Source organism: Chitinophaga sp. OAE865 (genome assembly GCF_040546735.1).
Lineage (GTDB): Bacteria > Bacteroidota > Bacteroidia > Chitinophagales > Chitinophagaceae > Chitinophaga > Chitinophaga polysaccharea_A.
The window spans coordinates 7,480,018-7,498,167 of sequence record NZ_JBEPOF010000001.1; the positions used below are offsets into that span (position 1 = coordinate 7,480,018).

Genomic DNA, 18,150 nt, shown 5'->3' on the forward strand with positions numbered 1-18,150 from the left:
CTTTAAGAGCTCACGGAATAATCAGTATGAAGCAGTTTGTGCGTACAACTTTTGTTATTGGAATTTTTTTATTGACAGGATTTGCCGGAAATGCACAGGCACAGGAGTTTGTGCCGCCTGTGTTGCCTAATTTTACCGCTTCTATCAAAACCGGCAGAATACAACTGGACTGGATCTCCGGTTTCACACAGGTAAAGGAAATAGGCGTACAGCGCTCGCTCGACAGCGTGCTGAACTTTAATACCATCGGCTACGCCAGCTATCCTACTCAAACAAGGAATGCCTATCTTGATAATAAACCATTGCCCGGTACCAATTACTACCGCCTCTTTATACTGTTCACCAACGGGCGCTTCATGTACAGTAAAACCGTGCTGGCCCTGTCGGACAGCACTATACGTGCAGACCAGAAACTGCAATATGCCGATATTATGGACGCCTCAAGAGGGCTGAGGGGTAAAGAACAGGAGAACAGGGAGCCTGAAAGAGTTTCCTGGCATCCCTCCAACTACATTTACACTACCGCCGATGGTAACGTCAACATAAAACTGCCGGACGCCCCCCAGAAAAAATACTCCGTTAAGTTCTATGAAGCCAACGGCACTTTCCTTTTTGATATAGACCAGGTAAAAGCGCCTTTCCTCATACTGGAGAAAGCCATTTTTATGCACGCAGGATGGTTCAACTTCGAAATATTCGAGGAAGGAAAATTAAAGGAGAAATGGAGCCTGTTTATTCCACTGAACTATAAAATGTAAGGCTATACCATTTCGGCACTGAACACCTCACCGAAATGCCTGCTCAGCTTACCTTTCACCTCTTCAAGGCTTACCGGGCCTCCCACTTCCCTGTCCAGTGAGGCCACCTGCTTGTCGGCAATGCCACAGGCAATGATGTTATTGAAGTAATCCATCAGGGTATTAACATTCAGCGCAAAACCATGCATGGTTACCCAGCGGCTGCAGCGTACACCCATAGCACATATTTTACGGGCCTTTGCTTTATCGTGCGGGTCCAGCCATACACCGGTTTCCCCGGCAGAGCGATCGCCGGTTACCCCGTACTCCGCCAGGGTGCGGATGATCACCTCTTCCAGGCAACGCAGGTATTTGCCGATATCAGTAAAGAAATTTTCGAGATCCAGGATAGGATAGCCCACCACCTGACCGGGGCCATGAAATGTAATATCGCCGCCGCGGTTGGTAGGAACAAAGCCTATACCCCGCTCCTGCAGCTCCTCCCGGGAGATGAGCAGGTTCTCTATATGCCCGCTTTTACCAATGGTATACACGGGAGGATGTTCGCAAAACAACAGGTAATTGGTAGTAGCTCCCGGTAACTGACCAGCCACACGGGTTTTCAACTGCACATTTTCCTTCAGCAACTGCTCCTGGTAATCCCAGGCTGCCTGGTAATCTATCACGCCGAGGTCTCTTACAACAATCTTCTGCTTTGCTTTGTCCATGATCATATTGGTCTTTTTCAGCTGCGCAAAGGTACGCCAAATCGCCGTGATACAGAACATTTACCCCGGGGCCGCTAAACTGCCAACTAAACTTTACCTTTGCAAAAAATTGTATTAATGGCTGAAGAATTGCTGGAACTGGAAGTTGAGCTGGATAACGGGGATGGCAGCGAGGAACTGTATGAAAAGATCAATATGGTGGTAGATAAAGGCCAGGAGCCCGTCCGTATTGATAAATTCCTTACTAACCGCATAGAAGGCGCTACCCGCAATAAGATCCAGCAGGCCCTGGATGGTGAAATGGTATTGGTGAACGACAAACCCGTTAAAGCCAATTACAAGATCAGGCCGCTGGACAGGATCGTTGTGTTTTCCAACAGGAACCCGGAAAATACAGATATCATTCCACAGGAACTGCCGCTGAATATTGTATATGAAGACGACGATATAATGGTCATCGACAAACCCGCCGGCCTGGTAGTACACCCCGGCTGCGGCAATCGTGATGGCACGCTGGTGAACGGCCTCTCCTGGTACCTGGGCGATAAAACCCAGGCTACCGAACCTGAGCTGCCCCGCTTCGGACTGGTGCACCGTATCGATAAAAACACCAGCGGGCTGCTGGTGATCGCCAAATCCGACAAAGCGATGAACGACCTGGCCAAACAATTCTTTGACCACACTGTGCACAGACGTTATATTGCCCTGGTATGGGGCGACTTTGAAGAGGATGAAGGTACTGTTGTAGCCCATGTAGGCCGCCACCAGCGCCTGCGCAAGATCATGGACGCTTACCCCGACGGCGAATATGGCAAGGAAGCCATTACCCATTACCGCGTACTGGAACGGTTCAATTATGTAACCATGATCGAATGCCGGCTGGAAACCGGCCGCACCCACCAGATCCGCGTACATATGCGGCATATCGGTCATTCCCTGTTCAACGATGAAACCTATGGCGGCAACCGCATCGTTAAAGGAACCGTATACACGAAATACAAACAGTTTGTGGAAAACTGCTTTGATATAATGCCCCGTCACGCCCTGCATGCACAACAACTGGGCTTTATACACCCGCGCACCCGCGAAAAAATGCATTTCGAAAGCCAGTTACCATCCGACTTTACCTCCGTCCTGGAAAAATGGAGAAGATATATTTCAGCCAGACCGCTGAAAGACGATGGGGAATAACCAGCCCGCAACGATTTTAGCGGAACAATGCTCCGCTAAAATCGTCTTATCATAAAAATCATATTTATTATTATAAATATTCTACATGTTTAGGTTATCTTAGCGGCAATTACCCATGTCAATTGCATGAGAGACCAAATATCTACTTTCTGTCGATCCTTATTCCTTGTACCGGTTTTCCTGGTATGCAGCATGTTTATCAACAAAGCCGCCGCTCAGAACACTCCCTTCGCAGTATCTTCTACCTGTGTGAACGACACTTCTTTTTTCCTGATCATTGATCCTGCGGGCATCGACTCGGTAAAATGGTTCTTTAATGATCCTGCCTCAGGAGATAAAGATTCCTCCCGCAGCATGCGTGCCTGGCATATTTACACCAGCACCGGCACATATACCGATACCCTCATAGCCTGGCGCAACGGCGTTCCGGATACTACCGTACAACCTGTTACCATTGTTACGCCCGTGATCTTTGACCTGGGCGACCAGGACATTACCCTGTGTGAAGGCGGTACTATGACCTTGCAGGCTCCCGTTATTCCCGGCGCTACCTATCTCTGGCAGGACAGCTCTACCAACAGCAGCATCCTTGTGGATACTTCCGCTACCTATAAAGTAAAAATAAACGGTTGCCCCAATCCTGATTCAGTGAATGTGTTTTATACACCCATTCCCGAAATTGACCTTGGCAAAGATCTTATACTATGCACCGGTGAGCATATTGCTTTGGATGCCACCGCGCAAAACTGCACCTATCTCTGGAATACCGGCAATACGGAGCCCACGCAGGATGTGTATACCTCGGGCACTTATCATGTAGATGTGTTCCCGAAAGGATGCCCCACCATGTCAGACGAGATCACCATTACCTTTACGGGCACGCCTTATCCTTTTTCACTGGGGCCGGATACGCTGCTATGCCCTGGTGAGTCTATCCGTGTGGCTCCCAGTATTCCCGAAGCCACTGCCTGGGAATGGAGCACCGGCGCTACTACTCCTGCCGTTACCATCAGCAATACCACCAACCTTTGGGCGCTGGTAGAGATCAACAATACCTGCAGCGTGGTAGATACCATCTTCATTAACTATAACCGCTTAAAAAAACTGGACCTCGGTAACGACACCAGTATCTGCAAAGGCAACTTCCTGGTGCTTACAGCTGATTTTGGCAATGGGCAATACCTCTGGCAGGATGGCTCCGACCAGGCCACCTATTACGTCACCAAGCCCGGCTTCTATTACGTGCATGCACAAATAGGCCGCTGCGAATCCATGGACAGCATCTCAGTAAAATTTGAAGATACGCTCCGGGTAAACCTCGGTCCTGATACACTGCTTTGCAGGAATGAAGTATACCAGCTGCGCGCTACCGGCGCGGGCGGCGGCATTTACAAATGGCAGGACAGCACCAGCACACCAATGTATACTGTTACGCGGCCCGGGTTTTACGCCATGGTGGCTACCAACAGTTGCGGAACGTCTGTTGATTCTGTAGAAGTAAAATATCACGATTGCGAATGCCAGTTGTTTTTCCCTACTGCCTTTTCTCCCAACGGAGATGGAAGGAATGATTATTTCCGACCGGTATACCGGTGCCCCATATACGATTATACCCTTAGTATCTATAACCGCTGGGGAGAACGGGTCTTTTACACCACCGATCCGCAGGTAGGCTGGAACGGGCGTGTGAATGGCACTTTAGCGGATATTGCCACCTATGTGTGGATAGTGGATTATAAAGAAGTGATCACCCGGTTTGCTGTACATAAAACAGGGACCATTACGCTTGTAAATTAATATTGGTTACTGTGCGCCTGTGAAATTGAGGAATTTTGCCGCAAAAACGGCGGTTTCCCTTTTTTTGAAAGGTACATTCCAGGTACCGTTATAGGTAACCAGGGCGGGGATCAGGAGGCCATTGTATTTGGTCATCTGCACATTCATCTTCACATTAAAATCAAACAGCATCGTTTTATAGGAAAGGGCATACTTGCGGCCTACTATCTCAAAATTCTCCTTATTAAACCAGGTGATAAGCTCATCGATCACCACATCTGCCCGGTCGATCCGGTTCAGGCCCGGCTTTGTTTTAGCTGTAAACACATAACAGGAGGTACCGTCCACATAGTTTTCGGCAGTAATGGAAAAATCGTAGAACCGCATTACCTCACTGTTAAAAATGGCTACTTTTGATCCCACAATGGGTACACCCCGTATAGGCTTCCCCGGATTAAAGATCAGCTGCTTCAGCTGCGCCTTATGCCGTGCCAGGCTGCCACTGGAACGATCGGGATCTTCCCCCTGTTCATCAGTGCATACAGTGCCCTTGGTGAAGAACAGATTGGCATATAATTCGGCAGTATAGTAGTTATAATTTCCTTTGCGGGTATAGAAATCGCCGGTCATCTTTTCATTGGATACCTGCATGGTGCGGCATTTTCCTTTTATTTCCTGGTGGGTTTGATTATACAGCGAGGCCTGCACCTGTGCATTTTTGCCCAGTACCTGTATATCATTGATGGCATCAAATCCTACAATATGCAGGTTTTTAAATGCGCGGTAAAAAGTGGTGTCATCTTCTACCCTTTTTATAAAGCTGTTAACGTCGAAGCCTATACGCTTTGCAGCTACAATCACTTCATCCAGGTTAACCGTCATTCCTTTATAGCGGGCTGTGTCCTGAGCGCTGAGCTGCAAACACTGTAACAGGCTGAGGGCAGCGACTCCTGCTATACTTTTCCAAAATTGTGACATGGCTGCAATTTAATAAAAAAGCGCTAAGCCGGTGTTACACAAATGCTAAAAACAGAAAGCCGTTGCAAGTATCACTTACAACAGCTTCCTGTTTTTCTTTAAAAAGAGGGCTATCTCTTTTTATCAACCGGGAATTTTTCCGGCCACATACATTTGTTCCATAGTAGGCTGCAGCGCACCACCTTTCTTTTCCAGGGTAACCGCAAACATTTGTGCTTTGCCGGTTACTTTCATTTTCTGGAGGAGGCTGGCTGTATCACCCATTTCGAACACGCCCATATCAACCGGTTTGCCATCTACGATAGCCCAGAGTTGATACTGTTTGTCGGCAGCTGGTTCCGGCAGTTTGTTAACTTTCAGATACACTTCCTGACTTTGCGGGTTCCAGAATACAGTGGCTAATGCTTCAGGGAACGCTTTGGTACCTGGCATCGGCACTTTCAGGACTTTAGGATCCTGGATGATTTCCATGGATTCCTGCATTTGCTCTAAGCGGGTTTTGTAAAGATTGCTCTTTGACAAAATGGAGTTCTGGGATACGAGTAAAGACTGGTATTTATCTTTGTACTCCTTGAATTCCTTGTACCGGTTAAAGAACACATAATTTAAAATAAGGCTTCCTATCAGCAGCACGGCGGCAGCGACGGCAAGCCATTTCCAGGATAGGCTTTTAGTTTCTTGCATGGGCACTATTTTTGGTTGCTGCAGGTCTTGATCGGGTACAGGGTCACCCTCCTGCAAATGGATTCATTATTGATTTGTGTGAATAAGCGTGTTTTGATATCCCCTGGCGTTACGCATTGCCGTTTTCACCGTACCCGGAGGATTGGATATAGTTTCGTATTTAATACCGGACGGATAAACTCCACATGACAGAACAGGCCTTATCTTTCCAGCTTTGCCGACATGCATACCTGGTCCATGCTCGGCTCAGGGCTGCCGCCTTTCTTTTCAAGTGTGATGGCAAAGCCCTGTGCTGCTGCCACGGTTTTCATTTGTTGTAATTGCCGGGATACTTCGCCACCGGTAAGGAAAACACCGGCATCAACCAGTTTCCTATTCACAATGGCCCACAGCTGGAACTGCCTGCCGGCCGGAGGCAGGGGCATCAGTTGCGCCTGCAGGTATACCGCCTGTGTTTTTTCATTCCATCCCACAGCAACTATGTTGCCGGCATACTTCCCGCCGCCGGGGAGCTTTGTCCATTTAAAATCGGGGTTATTCAGCGGGTCTGTTTCTGCCGGCGCCGGCGTTTCTTTCAAACGGGTAAGCGACTGTTGTTTTTTATCGGCTTCCAGCTTCTCTTTGGTAGCTATGAGCGACTGGTAACGGCTTTTATAATCAGTAGATTTCCGGAAGAAAAAGAAGTTCATAAAAATGCTGCCCAGCAGCAATACCACGATAGCAGCAGTAAGATATTTCCAGATCCGGTCATTGGAGGATTTAGCCGCCGGAAGTTGTTTCACCGGCGTTTCCCCCTTCCGTGGCTGCTGCTTTTCCTTTTTTTTTTCGTTCAGGAGTAGTGGAACAGCTTTCCCGTTAAGGGATACAGGAGCAGGCGCACGCAGTTCATCCGGCAGCAGGTCGTTTCCTTCCTGCGTATTCTCGTGATGGATAATTTCCATCAGCCGTTCCCTGATACTATTCGGCGGTGCTATGGCATACAGCTGCACAAACCGCTCCTTATCATGCTGCAGGGAATCCACTGCGGCTTTGACATCGGGGTATTGTGATACGGCCGTTTCTACCTCACCTTGTTCCGCTTCCGGCAACATACCGAATACATAGCTTTCAAGGATTCCGGATGATATGTATCGTTGTACATCCACTATCTCTTATAATTACAATTGTTTTAACAGTATTCTCAATTGTATAATTGCATTGCGCATGCGGGTTTTCACAGTGCCCAATGGTATTTCGAGTGTCTTGGCTATTTCTTCCTGGGTATGCCCCTTGAAATAAGCCATATCAATAATAATGCGTTGATCTTTCTGCAACCGCTCAATCACTTTTGTCAACCCAAGATGATCCACTGATAAATGAACCGCCAGCTGGGGTTCATACATCAGTGCCACACTGTTTACATCCTGTACGCGCTGTTCGAGTTTGTGATTTTTTGAGCGAAGACTGTCAATAGCCGTGTTGCGGGTAATATTCAGCATCCAGGTAAACAACCGGCCTTTTGAAGCATCATAACGGTCAATATTCCGCCAGATCTTTACAAATACTTCCTGTAGTATATCTCCGGCTGCAGTTTCTTCTCCTACTACTTTCAGGGCTACACCGTATAATGCGGGTGAATAGTGGTCATACAAGTAAGTGAATATCTTTTCATCCCTGGCCATAAGGCCCTGAATCAATTCCACTTCAGTGTATGTTAAGGTAGCTCCCAAGTTTGAGGATATGGATGTTATACTTTGCGATACCAAAATAACGGGTTTTCTTTACATTACAAAATTATTTCCTATTTAGGAAAAGTCATTTTGTAATCCACTCGTATTTTGCCTTTTGTGATATCTTCCAATTTACTTTTCAACATCCTGCGTTTTAACGGTTTCAGATGATCAATGAATAAAACACCATCTATGTGATCGTATTCATGAAGGATCACCCGGGCAGTCACGCCGGTAAAAGTTCTTACATGCGGGGTGAAGTTTTCGTCTACATAGCTCAGGGTAACAGTTTCCGCACGGGTCACGTCTTCCCGTACCTTCGGGATACTCAAACATCCTTCATTGTAAGCCCAGTCCTTCCCCCCGGTTTCCACGATATGCGCGTTGATAAACACTCCCTTTACACCTTCATCCCCGGGATAATCATTCTTTTCGTCTTCTTCCAGGTTATGAATGATCTGCTCACTGTCTACCACAAACAGCCGGATCGCCTTATTTACCTGCGGGGCGGCAATGCCCACGCCATTAGAGCCATACATGGTTTCCCACATATTGGCAATCAATTCCTTCAGGTTGGGATATTCAGGAGTAATGTCTTCCGCTACCTTTCTCAATACCGGGTGCCCGTAAGCTACAATTGGCAAAATCATGTTCAAATACTTGGTTTAATCCGCAAAGATAGACAATTTCATATTTAAGCGGATGTTGTCAGCCCCGGGATTACGCTGATTTTGCTGATTTTTCATATGTTATTATATTTTATTACGGAGGTATTCCTGTAATATAATAGTGGCACTGATCTCGTCAACGAGGGCTTTATTACGGCGGTCCTTCTTTTTCAGGCCGCTGTCGATCATTGCCTGGAAGGCCATTTTGGAAGTAAAACGCTCATCCACTGTGACCACCGGTATCTCCGGGAAGTTCTTTTTAATGATGCGGATACATTCGGTTACCAGGGCAGTGGCGTCTGTAGCGTTGCCATCCAGGTTTTTGGGTTCCCCTATGATAATGGTTTCCACAGGCTCTGTAACCAGGTACTTTTTCAGGAAAGGGATCAGGTCGTGCGTGGCAACGGTGGTAAGCCCGGTGGCAATCATCTGTAAAGGATCTGTTACTGCCAGTCCCGTTCTCTTTTTTCCATAATCTATTGCCATCAAACGGGCCATATCTCTAACTTTATTGGTCTGTTACTGAAAAACAAGCATATCCGTGATGGCAAAAGTGGCAAATACCACGCTTGCAATCCCGTTGGTGGTCATAAACATAATATTGATCCTGCTCAGGTCGTCTGGTTTTACCAGCAGGTGCTGGGAAACCAGCATTACCACAAATACAGCGGCGCCAATCCAGTATACCCAGTGAAAATGCCCGGTTAAACCGATCGTTACCACCAGCGCAGCAGCTATTACATGAAGCAATTCGGAAAAACGCAGGGCGCCGGAAAGCCCCAGCCAGGCAGGGATAGAGTTCAGCTGCTGGGATTTGTCGAAATCCTCATCCTGCAGGGAATAGATAATATCAAAACCGGAAACCCAGCACAACACCAGGAAGGATACCAGCACCGGCAACAACGCGAAATTGCCGGTCACCGCCAGGTAAGCGCCTATGGGAGCAAGGGCCAGTCCTACACCAAGCACCAGGTGGCAAAAGGCGGTAAACCGCTTGGTATAGCTATAACCCAGCACCACCATCAAAGCTACAGGCGACAGGTAAAAACATACCGGGTTAATAAACCAGGTGGTAATAATAAACAGTACTACATTGGCGATAATAAAAAACAGGGCATTTTTGGGAGATATGATACCGGCTGGTATTTCTCTTTTTGCCGTACGGGGATTGAGCTTGTCGATATCCACATCCAGCCAGCGGTTAAATGCCATGGCCGCACTGCGGGCAAACACCATGCATAATACTACCAGCAGGAATGTAAGCCAGCTAAAGCTGCCACCTCCCTTGGTAGTGGCCATAAAAAAACCGGTGAGGGCAAAAGGCATGGCAAAGATGGTATGACTGAACTTTACCAGCGATAAATACTTGTTGACCGTAGAAATCATATTATTAGTCCTTTAAGCTTGCTTCAATTTTACAAAGATATCCCAAACCACGATACCGGTGCTCACAGAAATATTTAAGGAATGCTTCATGCCCAGCTGGGGTATTTCAATACAACCATCCGCCAGCTTCATCACTTCCGTATCCACCCCGCTTACTTCATTCCCGAAAACCAGCGCCAGCGGCTGCCCCGCCGGCGGAACAAAACTGTCCAGCATAAAACTGTTCACCGCCTGTTCAATGGCCATCACCTTATAACCGGCCGCTTTCAGCTCCTGTACCGCGCTTACGGTAGTATCAAAATACTGCCATTCCACGGTTTCGGTAGCGCCCAATGCCGTTTTATTGATATCGCGGTGCGGGGGCACCGGCGTATAGCCACAAAGGATAATGCCCTGTACCAGGAAAGCATCCGCTGTACGGAACACCGAGCCCACATTGTGCATACTGCGTATATTATCCAGTACCAGTACAACAGGCGTTTTATCGGCAGCCTTGAACTCCTCCACCGTTTTACGGCCCAGTTCATCCATGCTTAATTTTCTCATCACCTGCAAAGATAATAGGATGGGATGAGTTTTATATATTTGCGCCATGGCAAAAAGTAAAACGGAAGAAACCCCGCTCATGCAGCAACATAAGGCCATCAAGGAGAGATACCCTGATGCCGTACTGTTGTTCCGTGTTGGCGATTTTTATGAAACGTTTAATGAGGACGCAGTTATAGCCGCCCGCGTTCTGGGCATTGTTTTAACCAAAAGGGCCAATGGGTCCGCCTCTTATGTTGACCTGGCAGGATTTCCCCACCACTCACTGGATACTTATCTCCATAAACTGGTAAAGGCCGGTCACCGGGTGGCCGTATGCGACCAGCTGGAAGACCCCAAAACAGTAAAAGGTATTGTAAAACGCGGCGTTACCGAAATGGTAACACCTGGCGTAGCTATCAATGATAAACTGCTGGAAAACTCCAGCAACAACTTCCTGGCAGCTGTTCATTTCAGCACCGATACCACCGGTGTATCTTTCCTCGATATTTCCACCGGTGAATTCTTTATTGCAGAAGGCAGCACGGAATATGTGGATAAGCTCCTCCAGAGCTTCCGCCCGGCAGAAGTACTGTTTGCCAAACAACAGCAGAAAAACTTCAAGGCCACCTTCGGTACCCGTTTCTATACGTATACCATGGATGAGTGGATATTCACCACTACCTATGCGGAAGAAATACTGCTTAAACACTTCCAGACCCATTCCCTGAAAGGATATGGCGTAGACGGATTGCCGGCCGCGATCATCGCTGCAGGCGCTACCCTCCACTACCTGAAAGATACCGAGCATCCCAACCTCCAGCACATCACCCGCATGCAGCGCATCAGCCAGGACGATTTCCTGTGGATGGACCGCTTCACGGTACGTAACCTGGAACTGCTCAACAGCAGCGTGGAAAACGGGCATACCCTCCTGAAAGTGCTGGACAATACCATTACTCCCATGGGCGCCCGCCTGCTCAAACGCTGGATGGTATTCCCCCTCCGCGATATCAAGGCCATTAACGAACGACTGGATACCGTTGAATATTTTATCAGGGAAACAGATCTTTCCAAGTCACTGGCCCATCACCTGAAACAAACCGGCGACCTGGAAAGGCTTGTATCGAAAATACCACTAAAGAAAATAAATCCCAGGGAAGTATTACAGTTGGCACGCTCCCTGCAGCAGGTACAGGCGGTACAGGCTCTCCTGGCCAACAGCAGCAGCGACTACCTCCGGCGGCTAAACGAAAAGCTGGATCCCTGCGCGCCTGTATTGGACCGCATTCTTAATGAGATCATGGAAAACCCGCCGGTACTGGTGAACAAGGGCGGCTGCATCAAAGAGGGCGTAAACGCAGAACTGGACGACCTGCGCAATATTGCCAATAAAGGAAAGGATTATCTTCTCCAGATCCAGCAAAAAGAATCCGAAGCCACCGGCATCCCTTCCCTGAAAATAGCCTTCAATAACGTATTCGGCTATTACCTGGAAGTAACCAACACCCACAAAAATAAAGTGCCCGACCGCTGGATGCGCAAGCAAACACTGGCCAATGCAGAACGTTATATTACACCCGAACTGAAAGAATATGAAGAAAAAATAGTAGGCGCTGAAGATAAGATCCAGGTGCTGGAAAGTAAATTGTTCGACGACCTGGTGCAGAGCCTCCAGGCGTATATTAAGCCTGTGCAGGAAGATGCGCAGGTATTGGCGCGGATCGACTGCCTCCTGTGTTTTGCCCACAACGCCATGCAGTATAAATACCGCCGCCCGAATATCACGGAAGGGTTCGACCTGGTGATAAAAGAAGGCCGGCACCCGGTGATCGAAAAAGGATTGCCTCCCGGTGAAACCTACGTTTCCAACGACCTCCGGCTCGATAAGGAATCCCAGCAGATCATTATCCTCACAGGGCCTAACATGTCCGGTAAATCAGCACTGCTGCGGCAAACCGCGCTCATCACCCTGATGGCGCACATGGGCAGCTTTGTGCCTGCCACCAGTGCAGATATTGGTTTGACCGATAAAATATTCACCCGTGTAGGCGCTTCCGATAACCTGAGCGGAGGCGAATCTACCTTCATGGTGGAAATGAATGAAACCGCCAGCATCATCAACAGCATCACGGCACGCAGCCTGGTGATACTTGATGAAATAGGCCGCGGTACCAGCACTTACGATGGGATCTCCATTGCCTGGAGCATCGTGGAATACCTCCACGATATGACGGCGCACCGGCCCAAAACGCTGTTTGCCACTCACTATCATGAACTGAATGAACTGGAGAACAAACACGCAAGGGTAAAGAACTTTCATATCACCAATATGGAATCCGGCAATAAAATCATTTTTCTCCGTAAACTGGCCACCGGCGGAAGCCGCCACAGCTTTGGTATACACGTGGCCCGTATGGCCGGCATGCCGCCTGAACTGATCAACCGGGCAAATGAAGTGCTGGCCAATCTCGAAGAAAAACATATTGATGCGCCATTGCAGAAAAACATCAAACAGATCAGCACTCCTTCACAAAAACTGCAGCTGAATATTTTTGATGCGCACAGCGATGTATTCCAGCAGATCCGGGAGAAACTTGATACGGTAGACATCAACCGGCTTACACCGGTGGAGGCATTGCTGAAGCTGAGCGAGATCAAGAATATGATCGGTTAAATATCTTCATATAAAAAAACGTCCCGGGAAACCCGGGACGTTTTTTTATACACTAACCTATACGGTTATACTATTTCTTATCCCACCAAACACGGCCGGTGAAGTCGTTATCATTAGCTCCGTATTCACCTGTTTTCTGCATTTCGGTAATGGCATTTCTCCAGTTGATCTGGTTCGCGATAGACGGCTGAGGCAATGACCAACGGCGCGGAATGGCCACTGTTTGCCCGGAAGACACCATTGGTTCCATTGGCAGGATACCATCTACTTTAGGAACACCCGCTCTTTTCCATGCACCCCATGCTTCCCATGGTGATTTAAAATGGTTCAGGAAGTTCTGGATATTGATTTTCTCCAGTAACACATCTGTGGTGCCGGTGAAAGCTACGGCTGGAGTTGCAATATAAGCCTGTAATGCAGCTGCATCCAGCGGTGCATAATCCTGGATCTTTGCCAGGTTGCCCATTGCATCGTATGCATTTACAGACGCGGTGATGCCATTTTCATAGTAAGTTTTGGCGTCCCCTTCTACCATACCACGTACAGCCAGTTCCGCCAGCATAAAGCACTGTTCTGCATAGGTAAGGATAGGCTGCGTATAACGGGCTCCATTATTGGATCCATTCTCTGCATCGAGGTTAAATAACCTGCGCTGAAGAGGCGATATAGTATCCGCATTCCTGTTAATTGTTTTACCATTGATCACCATTGTATACTTTTTAACAGTAAACACGTTACTGTAAGTAGCATTGGTTCTCTTATCCGGGCTGGAAGGAAGGCCTACATAGCGGCGATCCACATATTGTGCAGTCGGGCTATAAATACCTGCCAGTTTCAGACTGTCGAACAGCGCTTTGGTATAACTGTTTTTTTCAAAGAAAAGGTTCAGACGCGGATCTTTGTTATCTACCATGTAATCTACCATGTTTTTGGCAGCAGACAGCGGATTATTATCCATGGCCCAGTTACCGCCACGAGCGAAGTTTATCGCCGCAGACACAAATTTCCATTCATCATTGTTGGACTGAAAAATACCGGCATTGCTGGCCAATACTTCTTTTGCAACGGCGCTTACTTTCTCGGGAGCCCTTTTCAACAGGCGCATGGCAATCTTCAGGCGAAGCACATTACCAGCTTTTGCCCATTTTGCAGCGTCTCCGCTGTAGAAGATATCGTTAGCGCCATAACTTACCTGGGTAGGTAATCCCGCTGCCAATGTTTCTACTGCTTTTTTCAGTTCTGCGTCCCAGGTGGTAAACAGGGTTTCCTGCGTATCGTATTTAGGCGTAAAATTAGCGTCGCTGCGGGCAGCCCATGCCTCTGTATACGGAATGCTGCCATTAGCGTCAGACACTCTCCAGGAGGAATATACCTTCAATATCTGTGCAATAGACACCAGGTTACTGTACTGTGCCTGCTGATCCTGGGGTTTCCTGGCCACTACGTCCTGTATTTCTACCAGGTTACGGCCAATGTTCTTATACAATGCGTTATAAAAATCATTGGTGTTAGTCGGGCTAAATAAACCGGTAGGAGACGTTCCGGGTGAAGCTACCCCAAACTGCATCCACTGCATCTGGTATTGATATGCATCATAGAACCAGTCAAAATCACGATCTACAATACTTTTTACAGATTGTGTGATTAACAGCTCCGGTGGGGGATCTTGTGTAATAACCGGACTTGTATTCAGGTCAGCGAAATTTTTCGTACAGGAGCTCAGCATTAAACCGGCAACTGCCACACCTATTCCCCATTTATTAACAGTTTTCATTTTTCTTTTTTTTGTTGTTAAACGGTTATTAGAATCCTACCTGCACAGTTACACCCATGTTACGAACAAATGGTACAGCGCCATATTCGGAGAATGCAGAAGTTTTATTATTACGAACTGCTTCAGGGTTAATATGATCCGGCAGATTATTAAACAGGTAACCCAGGTTACGGCCTACCAGTGATACACGGAGGCTGTTGAGTTTCCAGCGTTGAACCATATCTGTTGGCAAAGAATACCCGAGGGATACTTCACGCAATGCCACATAGGAAGCATCAAATACAGAAGCCTCACGGATACCAATTCCCCAATCGCCAATCATACCATAATATTGCATTGGTGTAACGGGCGACACATAACCTTTCTCGTAAGCCTGCTGGTATGTCATACCATCCAGTGTAATATTCTGCCCGTCTTTACTGATAACGGTTCCCGGAGCAAACACACCATCCGGGATCATCCCATCGTTTCTTTTTGTACCGGAAGCGTCTGTGTAAGTGATACCGCCATGCTCCGTGTCACGTCCGCCCATAGTATTGGCTGTATTACCTCTACCCGTACCATACTGATGGGAAGCAGAGAAGAAGTCACCACCGATACGTGCCTGGATCAATACACCGAGTGACCAGTTCTTATAAGTAAAGGAGTTCTGTAAACCGAGGTTGAAGTCGGGAAGGATGTTACCAACAATTCTACGGCCGCGAACAAATTTGTATGGGAAATCAGAACCACCAAAAGTGATCAGGTTGTTGCCATTGGCATCTTTGGTATAACCGTAGTCGGTGATCAGGTCGCCATAGGCGCCGCCCACTTTGGCAATAGCCTGTACGCCCTGATCTTCATTCAGCTGCATCTGGTCTACACCAGGCGTGAGGCTTACAATCTTGTTTTTGTTACGGCTACCATTCAGACTTAGATCCCAGGTAAAGTTCTTACTTTGTACCGGTGTTCCGTTAATCATTACCTCAATACCCCTGTTGATCATGCTGCCGGCGTTGATATAGCGGGATATCACACCGCTTTCAATGGTAGTTGGCAGGTTAATGATCTGGTTGGTAATATTGGTACGGTACCAGGCAACGTCAAAGCCTAAACGATTATTGAAGAAACGTACATTCGCGCCTAATTCCACACTCTTGGAGATAGAGGGCTTCAGGTTCATGTTAGGCAGGATATCCTGGTTAAAGATATTTACCATTGGCAGGTTTTCGCCTGTGCCCGAACCTCTGAAATAATCAGAAGTATAATATCCTGTGTTGATCTGGTATGGGTCCAGGTCACCGCCTACCATAGCGTAGGAAGCGCGCAGTTTACCATAGCTTATCCATTCAGGCAGTGTATTTTTCAGTGTCTGGGTAAATTCCCATGCAGCGCTTACAGATGGATAGAAATAGGAGTTGGTAGTGTTTCCCAGGCTTCCTTTAGGATAAGTCAGCGCAGAGGACCAGTCGTTACGGCCGGTTACATCCAGGAACAATTCATTGTTATAAGACAGGCTGGCTGCAAAGAACAGGGAATTGATCTGCTTACGCAGCAACGGATCATTTTTTATCACCGCGGCGCCTGTGCTATTGCTGACGTCATAGAGGAACGGTATGCGTAAACCACCACTGGTATAGTTGTTATATTGTTTACCAATACCGCTGTTCCAGGTTTCTCCACCCAGGTTTAAACTACCTTCAAATTTATTACCCAGCTTTGGTGTGATCGTGGCCATACCGGTGAAAGTATATTGGGATTTGTTCACACCTGCAATAGAATAAAAACCGTCGGAACCTGTAAAGTTAATACCTGTGCCGGCTTCCTTACGTTCGTCGGTACTTTGCTCGGTGCTGAAGTTTGCTTTACCTACAAATTTCAGCCAGTCAGTAGCGGTGGCAGTGAGGGAGAAATTACCCGTGATCAGTGATTCCTTGCGTGACCAGCTGTTATAAGCCTGCTGGAAGAAGTAGTCAGCGCCGGGATTTGTGCTCAGATTTGCGCGGCCGCCCTGAGGTCCGGTGAAATTTTCTGGTTTGCTCCATATGCTTGGGTCGTAGTTACGGGGAAATACATATGCCCATTTACGACCGATATTGTAGTTGGTATAATCGCCACCCTGCCGGTCAGGGTTCAGTGTTTTACTGGTGGCGTAAGTCACCCCTGCATCTGCGCTCAGTACTTTTGATATCTGGGAAGATCCGCGGAATGCGAAGGTATTTCTTCCAAAGCTGTTGTTTGGAGATACGCTGTTATTGTCCAGGTGAGAGTAAGATAAACGGAAAGTTCCTTTATCATTACCGCCTTCCATGGCTACGTTGGTATTAAAATATTTTCCTGTCTGGTACAGATCCTTTGCATTATTGGGTTTGGCGGTGTAAGGAACCTGCATACCATTAGGCAGGGTTACCATGCTGCCGTCCATTTTGGAACCGAAGCTGTAACCTCCTGCTGTGTTATCATATTTACCGTCGAGCCCCTGACCGTACGAATTTTGCAGGTCAATAGCACCGCGATATACTTTTTCCATCTGGGCGGTCTGGCTAACTGTAACGCCTATACCCTTTCTTGAGATACCTTTTTTGGTAGTGATCAGGATTGCACCATTGATAGCGCGGGAGCCATACAACGCAGTAGCAGCAGCACCTTTCAGTACGGTTACTGATTCGTAATCGTCCGGGTTGAGGTTTTTCAGCACATTACCGAAGTTTACGTCGTTGGCGCTTTCATCGTTTTCAAAGATCACACCATCCAGTATAAAAATGGGTTGGTCTTTACCATTTAATGATTTGGCACCACGCAGTACGATACGCGGGGCTGCCGCAGGGCCGCCGGCAGCTGCGGAGATGTCCAGACCCGCTACTTTACCCTGCAGAGCTGATACAGGGTTGATGGAGTTGGTTTTAGCCACATCCGCCCCTTTTAATTCTGTTACCGCATACCCGAGTTTACGCTGTTCGCGTTTCATACCCATAGCGGTAACCACTACTTCGTTCAGGTTCTTGTTGTCTTCTTTTAATACGATGTTTAGTGCAGACTGTCCGTTAACAGCTACTTCCTGGTTGATAAATCCTATGTAGGAAAAAACGAGGGTAGCACCATCTGCTACCTGGATTTTAAAATTTCCATCCGGGCCGGTTGTAGCTCCGTTGGAGGCGTTTTTCTCTTTTACGGTAACACCTGGTAAAGGCGTTCCTTTTGTGTCCTTAACGGCTCCCGTAACAGCTTTCTTATCCTGCGCCCAGGCAGTGATACAGCAGCATAAGAAAAGCAACGTGGTGAGAAGAAGTGATCTTCGCATAGCTTCCTTTTGGTTTAGTGAATTATAACAAGTGAAT

General features: G+C 47.6%; 15 protein-coding genes. 4 read left to right on the forward strand and 11 right to left on the reverse strand.

From position 1 onward, the window contains the following. The first annotated feature begins 26 nt into the window (after window positions 1-26). The gene (locus ABIE50_RS29770) at window positions 27-758 is read left to right on the forward strand and encodes a hypothetical protein (RefSeq protein WP_209862428.1); all 732 of its coding nucleotides are present in this window, start codon (window positions 27-29) and stop codon (window positions 756-758) included. 2 nt (window positions 759-760) lie between these two features. Here the strand turns inward: ABIE50_RS29770 and lipB are convergent, their stop codons facing one another. Continuing rightward, entirely contained in the window at window positions 761-1,465 is a 705-nt protein-coding gene (gene lipB, locus ABIE50_RS29775) for a lipoyl(octanoyl) transferase LipB (RefSeq protein WP_209862431.1), read from the reverse strand. 117 nt (window positions 1,466-1,582) lie between these two features. On the opposite strand from lipB, the gene ABIE50_RS29780 reads away from it, so the two are divergent. Continuing rightward, window positions 1,583-2,656, forward strand: a complete 1,074-nt coding sequence (locus ABIE50_RS29780) for an RluA family pseudouridine synthase (protein ID WP_209862434.1) — start codon at window positions 1,583-1,585, stop codon at window positions 2,654-2,656. 126 nt (window positions 2,657-2,782) lie between these two features. Continuing rightward, window positions 2,783-4,453: a T9SS type B sorting domain-containing protein gene (locus tag ABIE50_RS29785; protein WP_209862437.1), complete on the forward strand. Its 1,671-nt coding sequence runs from the start codon at window positions 2,783-2,785 to the stop codon at window positions 4,451-4,453. Between the two features lie 6 nt (window positions 4,454-4,459). Here the strand turns inward: ABIE50_RS29785 and ABIE50_RS29790 are convergent, their stop codons facing one another. The 8 genes from ABIE50_RS29790 to ABIE50_RS29825 form a co-directional block, all read right to left on the reverse strand. Continuing rightward, the gene (locus ABIE50_RS29790) at window positions 4,460-5,410 is read right to left on the reverse strand and encodes a hypothetical protein (protein WP_209862440.1); all 951 of its coding nucleotides are present in this window, start codon (window positions 5,408-5,410) and stop codon (window positions 4,460-4,462) included. 123 nt (window positions 5,411-5,533) lie between these two features. Then, window positions 5,534-6,094 (reverse strand): anti-sigma factor, encoded by a 561-nt coding sequence (locus ABIE50_RS29795; protein WP_209862443.1) that lies wholly within the window; start codon window positions 6,092-6,094, stop codon window positions 5,534-5,536. A 200-nt stretch (window positions 6,095-6,294) separates the two neighbouring features. Then, entirely contained in the window at window positions 6,295-7,239 is a 945-nt protein-coding gene (locus ABIE50_RS29800) for an anti-sigma factor (protein ID WP_209862446.1), read from the reverse strand. A 12-nt stretch (window positions 7,240-7,251) separates the two neighbouring features. Then, complete coding sequence (locus ABIE50_RS29805) at window positions 7,252-7,776, reverse strand: RNA polymerase sigma factor (RefSeq protein ID WP_260607498.1); 525 nt, start codon at window positions 7,774-7,776, stop codon at window positions 7,252-7,254. Between the two features lie 98 nt (window positions 7,777-7,874). Then, window positions 7,875-8,453 carry a peptide deformylase gene (gene def / locus ABIE50_RS29810; protein ID WP_142686222.1) on the reverse strand — a complete coding sequence of 193 codons (579 nt, stop codon included), beginning with the start codon at window positions 8,451-8,453 and terminating at the stop codon, window positions 7,875-7,877. Between the two features lie 102 nt (window positions 8,454-8,555). Then, window positions 8,556-8,969, reverse strand: coding sequence for a Holliday junction resolvase RuvX (gene ruvX / locus ABIE50_RS29815; protein WP_142686221.1), 414 nt, complete (start codon window positions 8,967-8,969; stop codon window positions 8,556-8,558). A 21-nt stretch (window positions 8,970-8,990) separates the two neighbouring features. Further along, the gene (locus ABIE50_RS29820; protein ID WP_209862449.1) at window positions 8,991-9,857 is read right to left on the reverse strand and encodes a UbiA-like polyprenyltransferase; all 867 of its coding nucleotides are present in this window, start codon (window positions 9,855-9,857) and stop codon (window positions 8,991-8,993) included. Between the two features lie 12 nt (window positions 9,858-9,869). Then, window positions 9,870-10,403, reverse strand: coding sequence for an RNA methyltransferase (locus ABIE50_RS29825; protein WP_142686219.1), 534 nt, complete (start codon window positions 10,401-10,403; stop codon window positions 9,870-9,872). A gap of 46 nt (window positions 10,404-10,449) precedes the next feature. Between ABIE50_RS29825 and mutS the strand changes: the two genes are divergently transcribed. Next, complete coding sequence (gene mutS / locus ABIE50_RS29830) at window positions 10,450-13,059, forward strand: DNA mismatch repair protein MutS (protein ID WP_209862452.1); 2,610 nt, start codon at window positions 10,450-10,452, stop codon at window positions 13,057-13,059. Between the two features lie 70 nt (window positions 13,060-13,129). On the opposite strand, the gene ABIE50_RS29835 is transcribed toward mutS, so the two are convergent. After that, the gene (locus tag ABIE50_RS29835) at window positions 13,130-14,833 is read right to left on the reverse strand and encodes a SusD/RagB family nutrient-binding outer membrane lipoprotein (protein WP_209862454.1); all 1,704 of its coding nucleotides are present in this window, start codon (window positions 14,831-14,833) and stop codon (window positions 13,130-13,132) included. 28 nt (window positions 14,834-14,861) lie between these two features. Then, window positions 14,862-18,113: a SusC/RagA family TonB-linked outer membrane protein gene (locus tag ABIE50_RS29840; protein WP_209862457.1), complete on the reverse strand. Its 3,252-nt coding sequence runs from the start codon at window positions 18,111-18,113 to the stop codon at window positions 14,862-14,864. Window positions 18,114-18,150 lie beyond the last annotated feature (37 nt).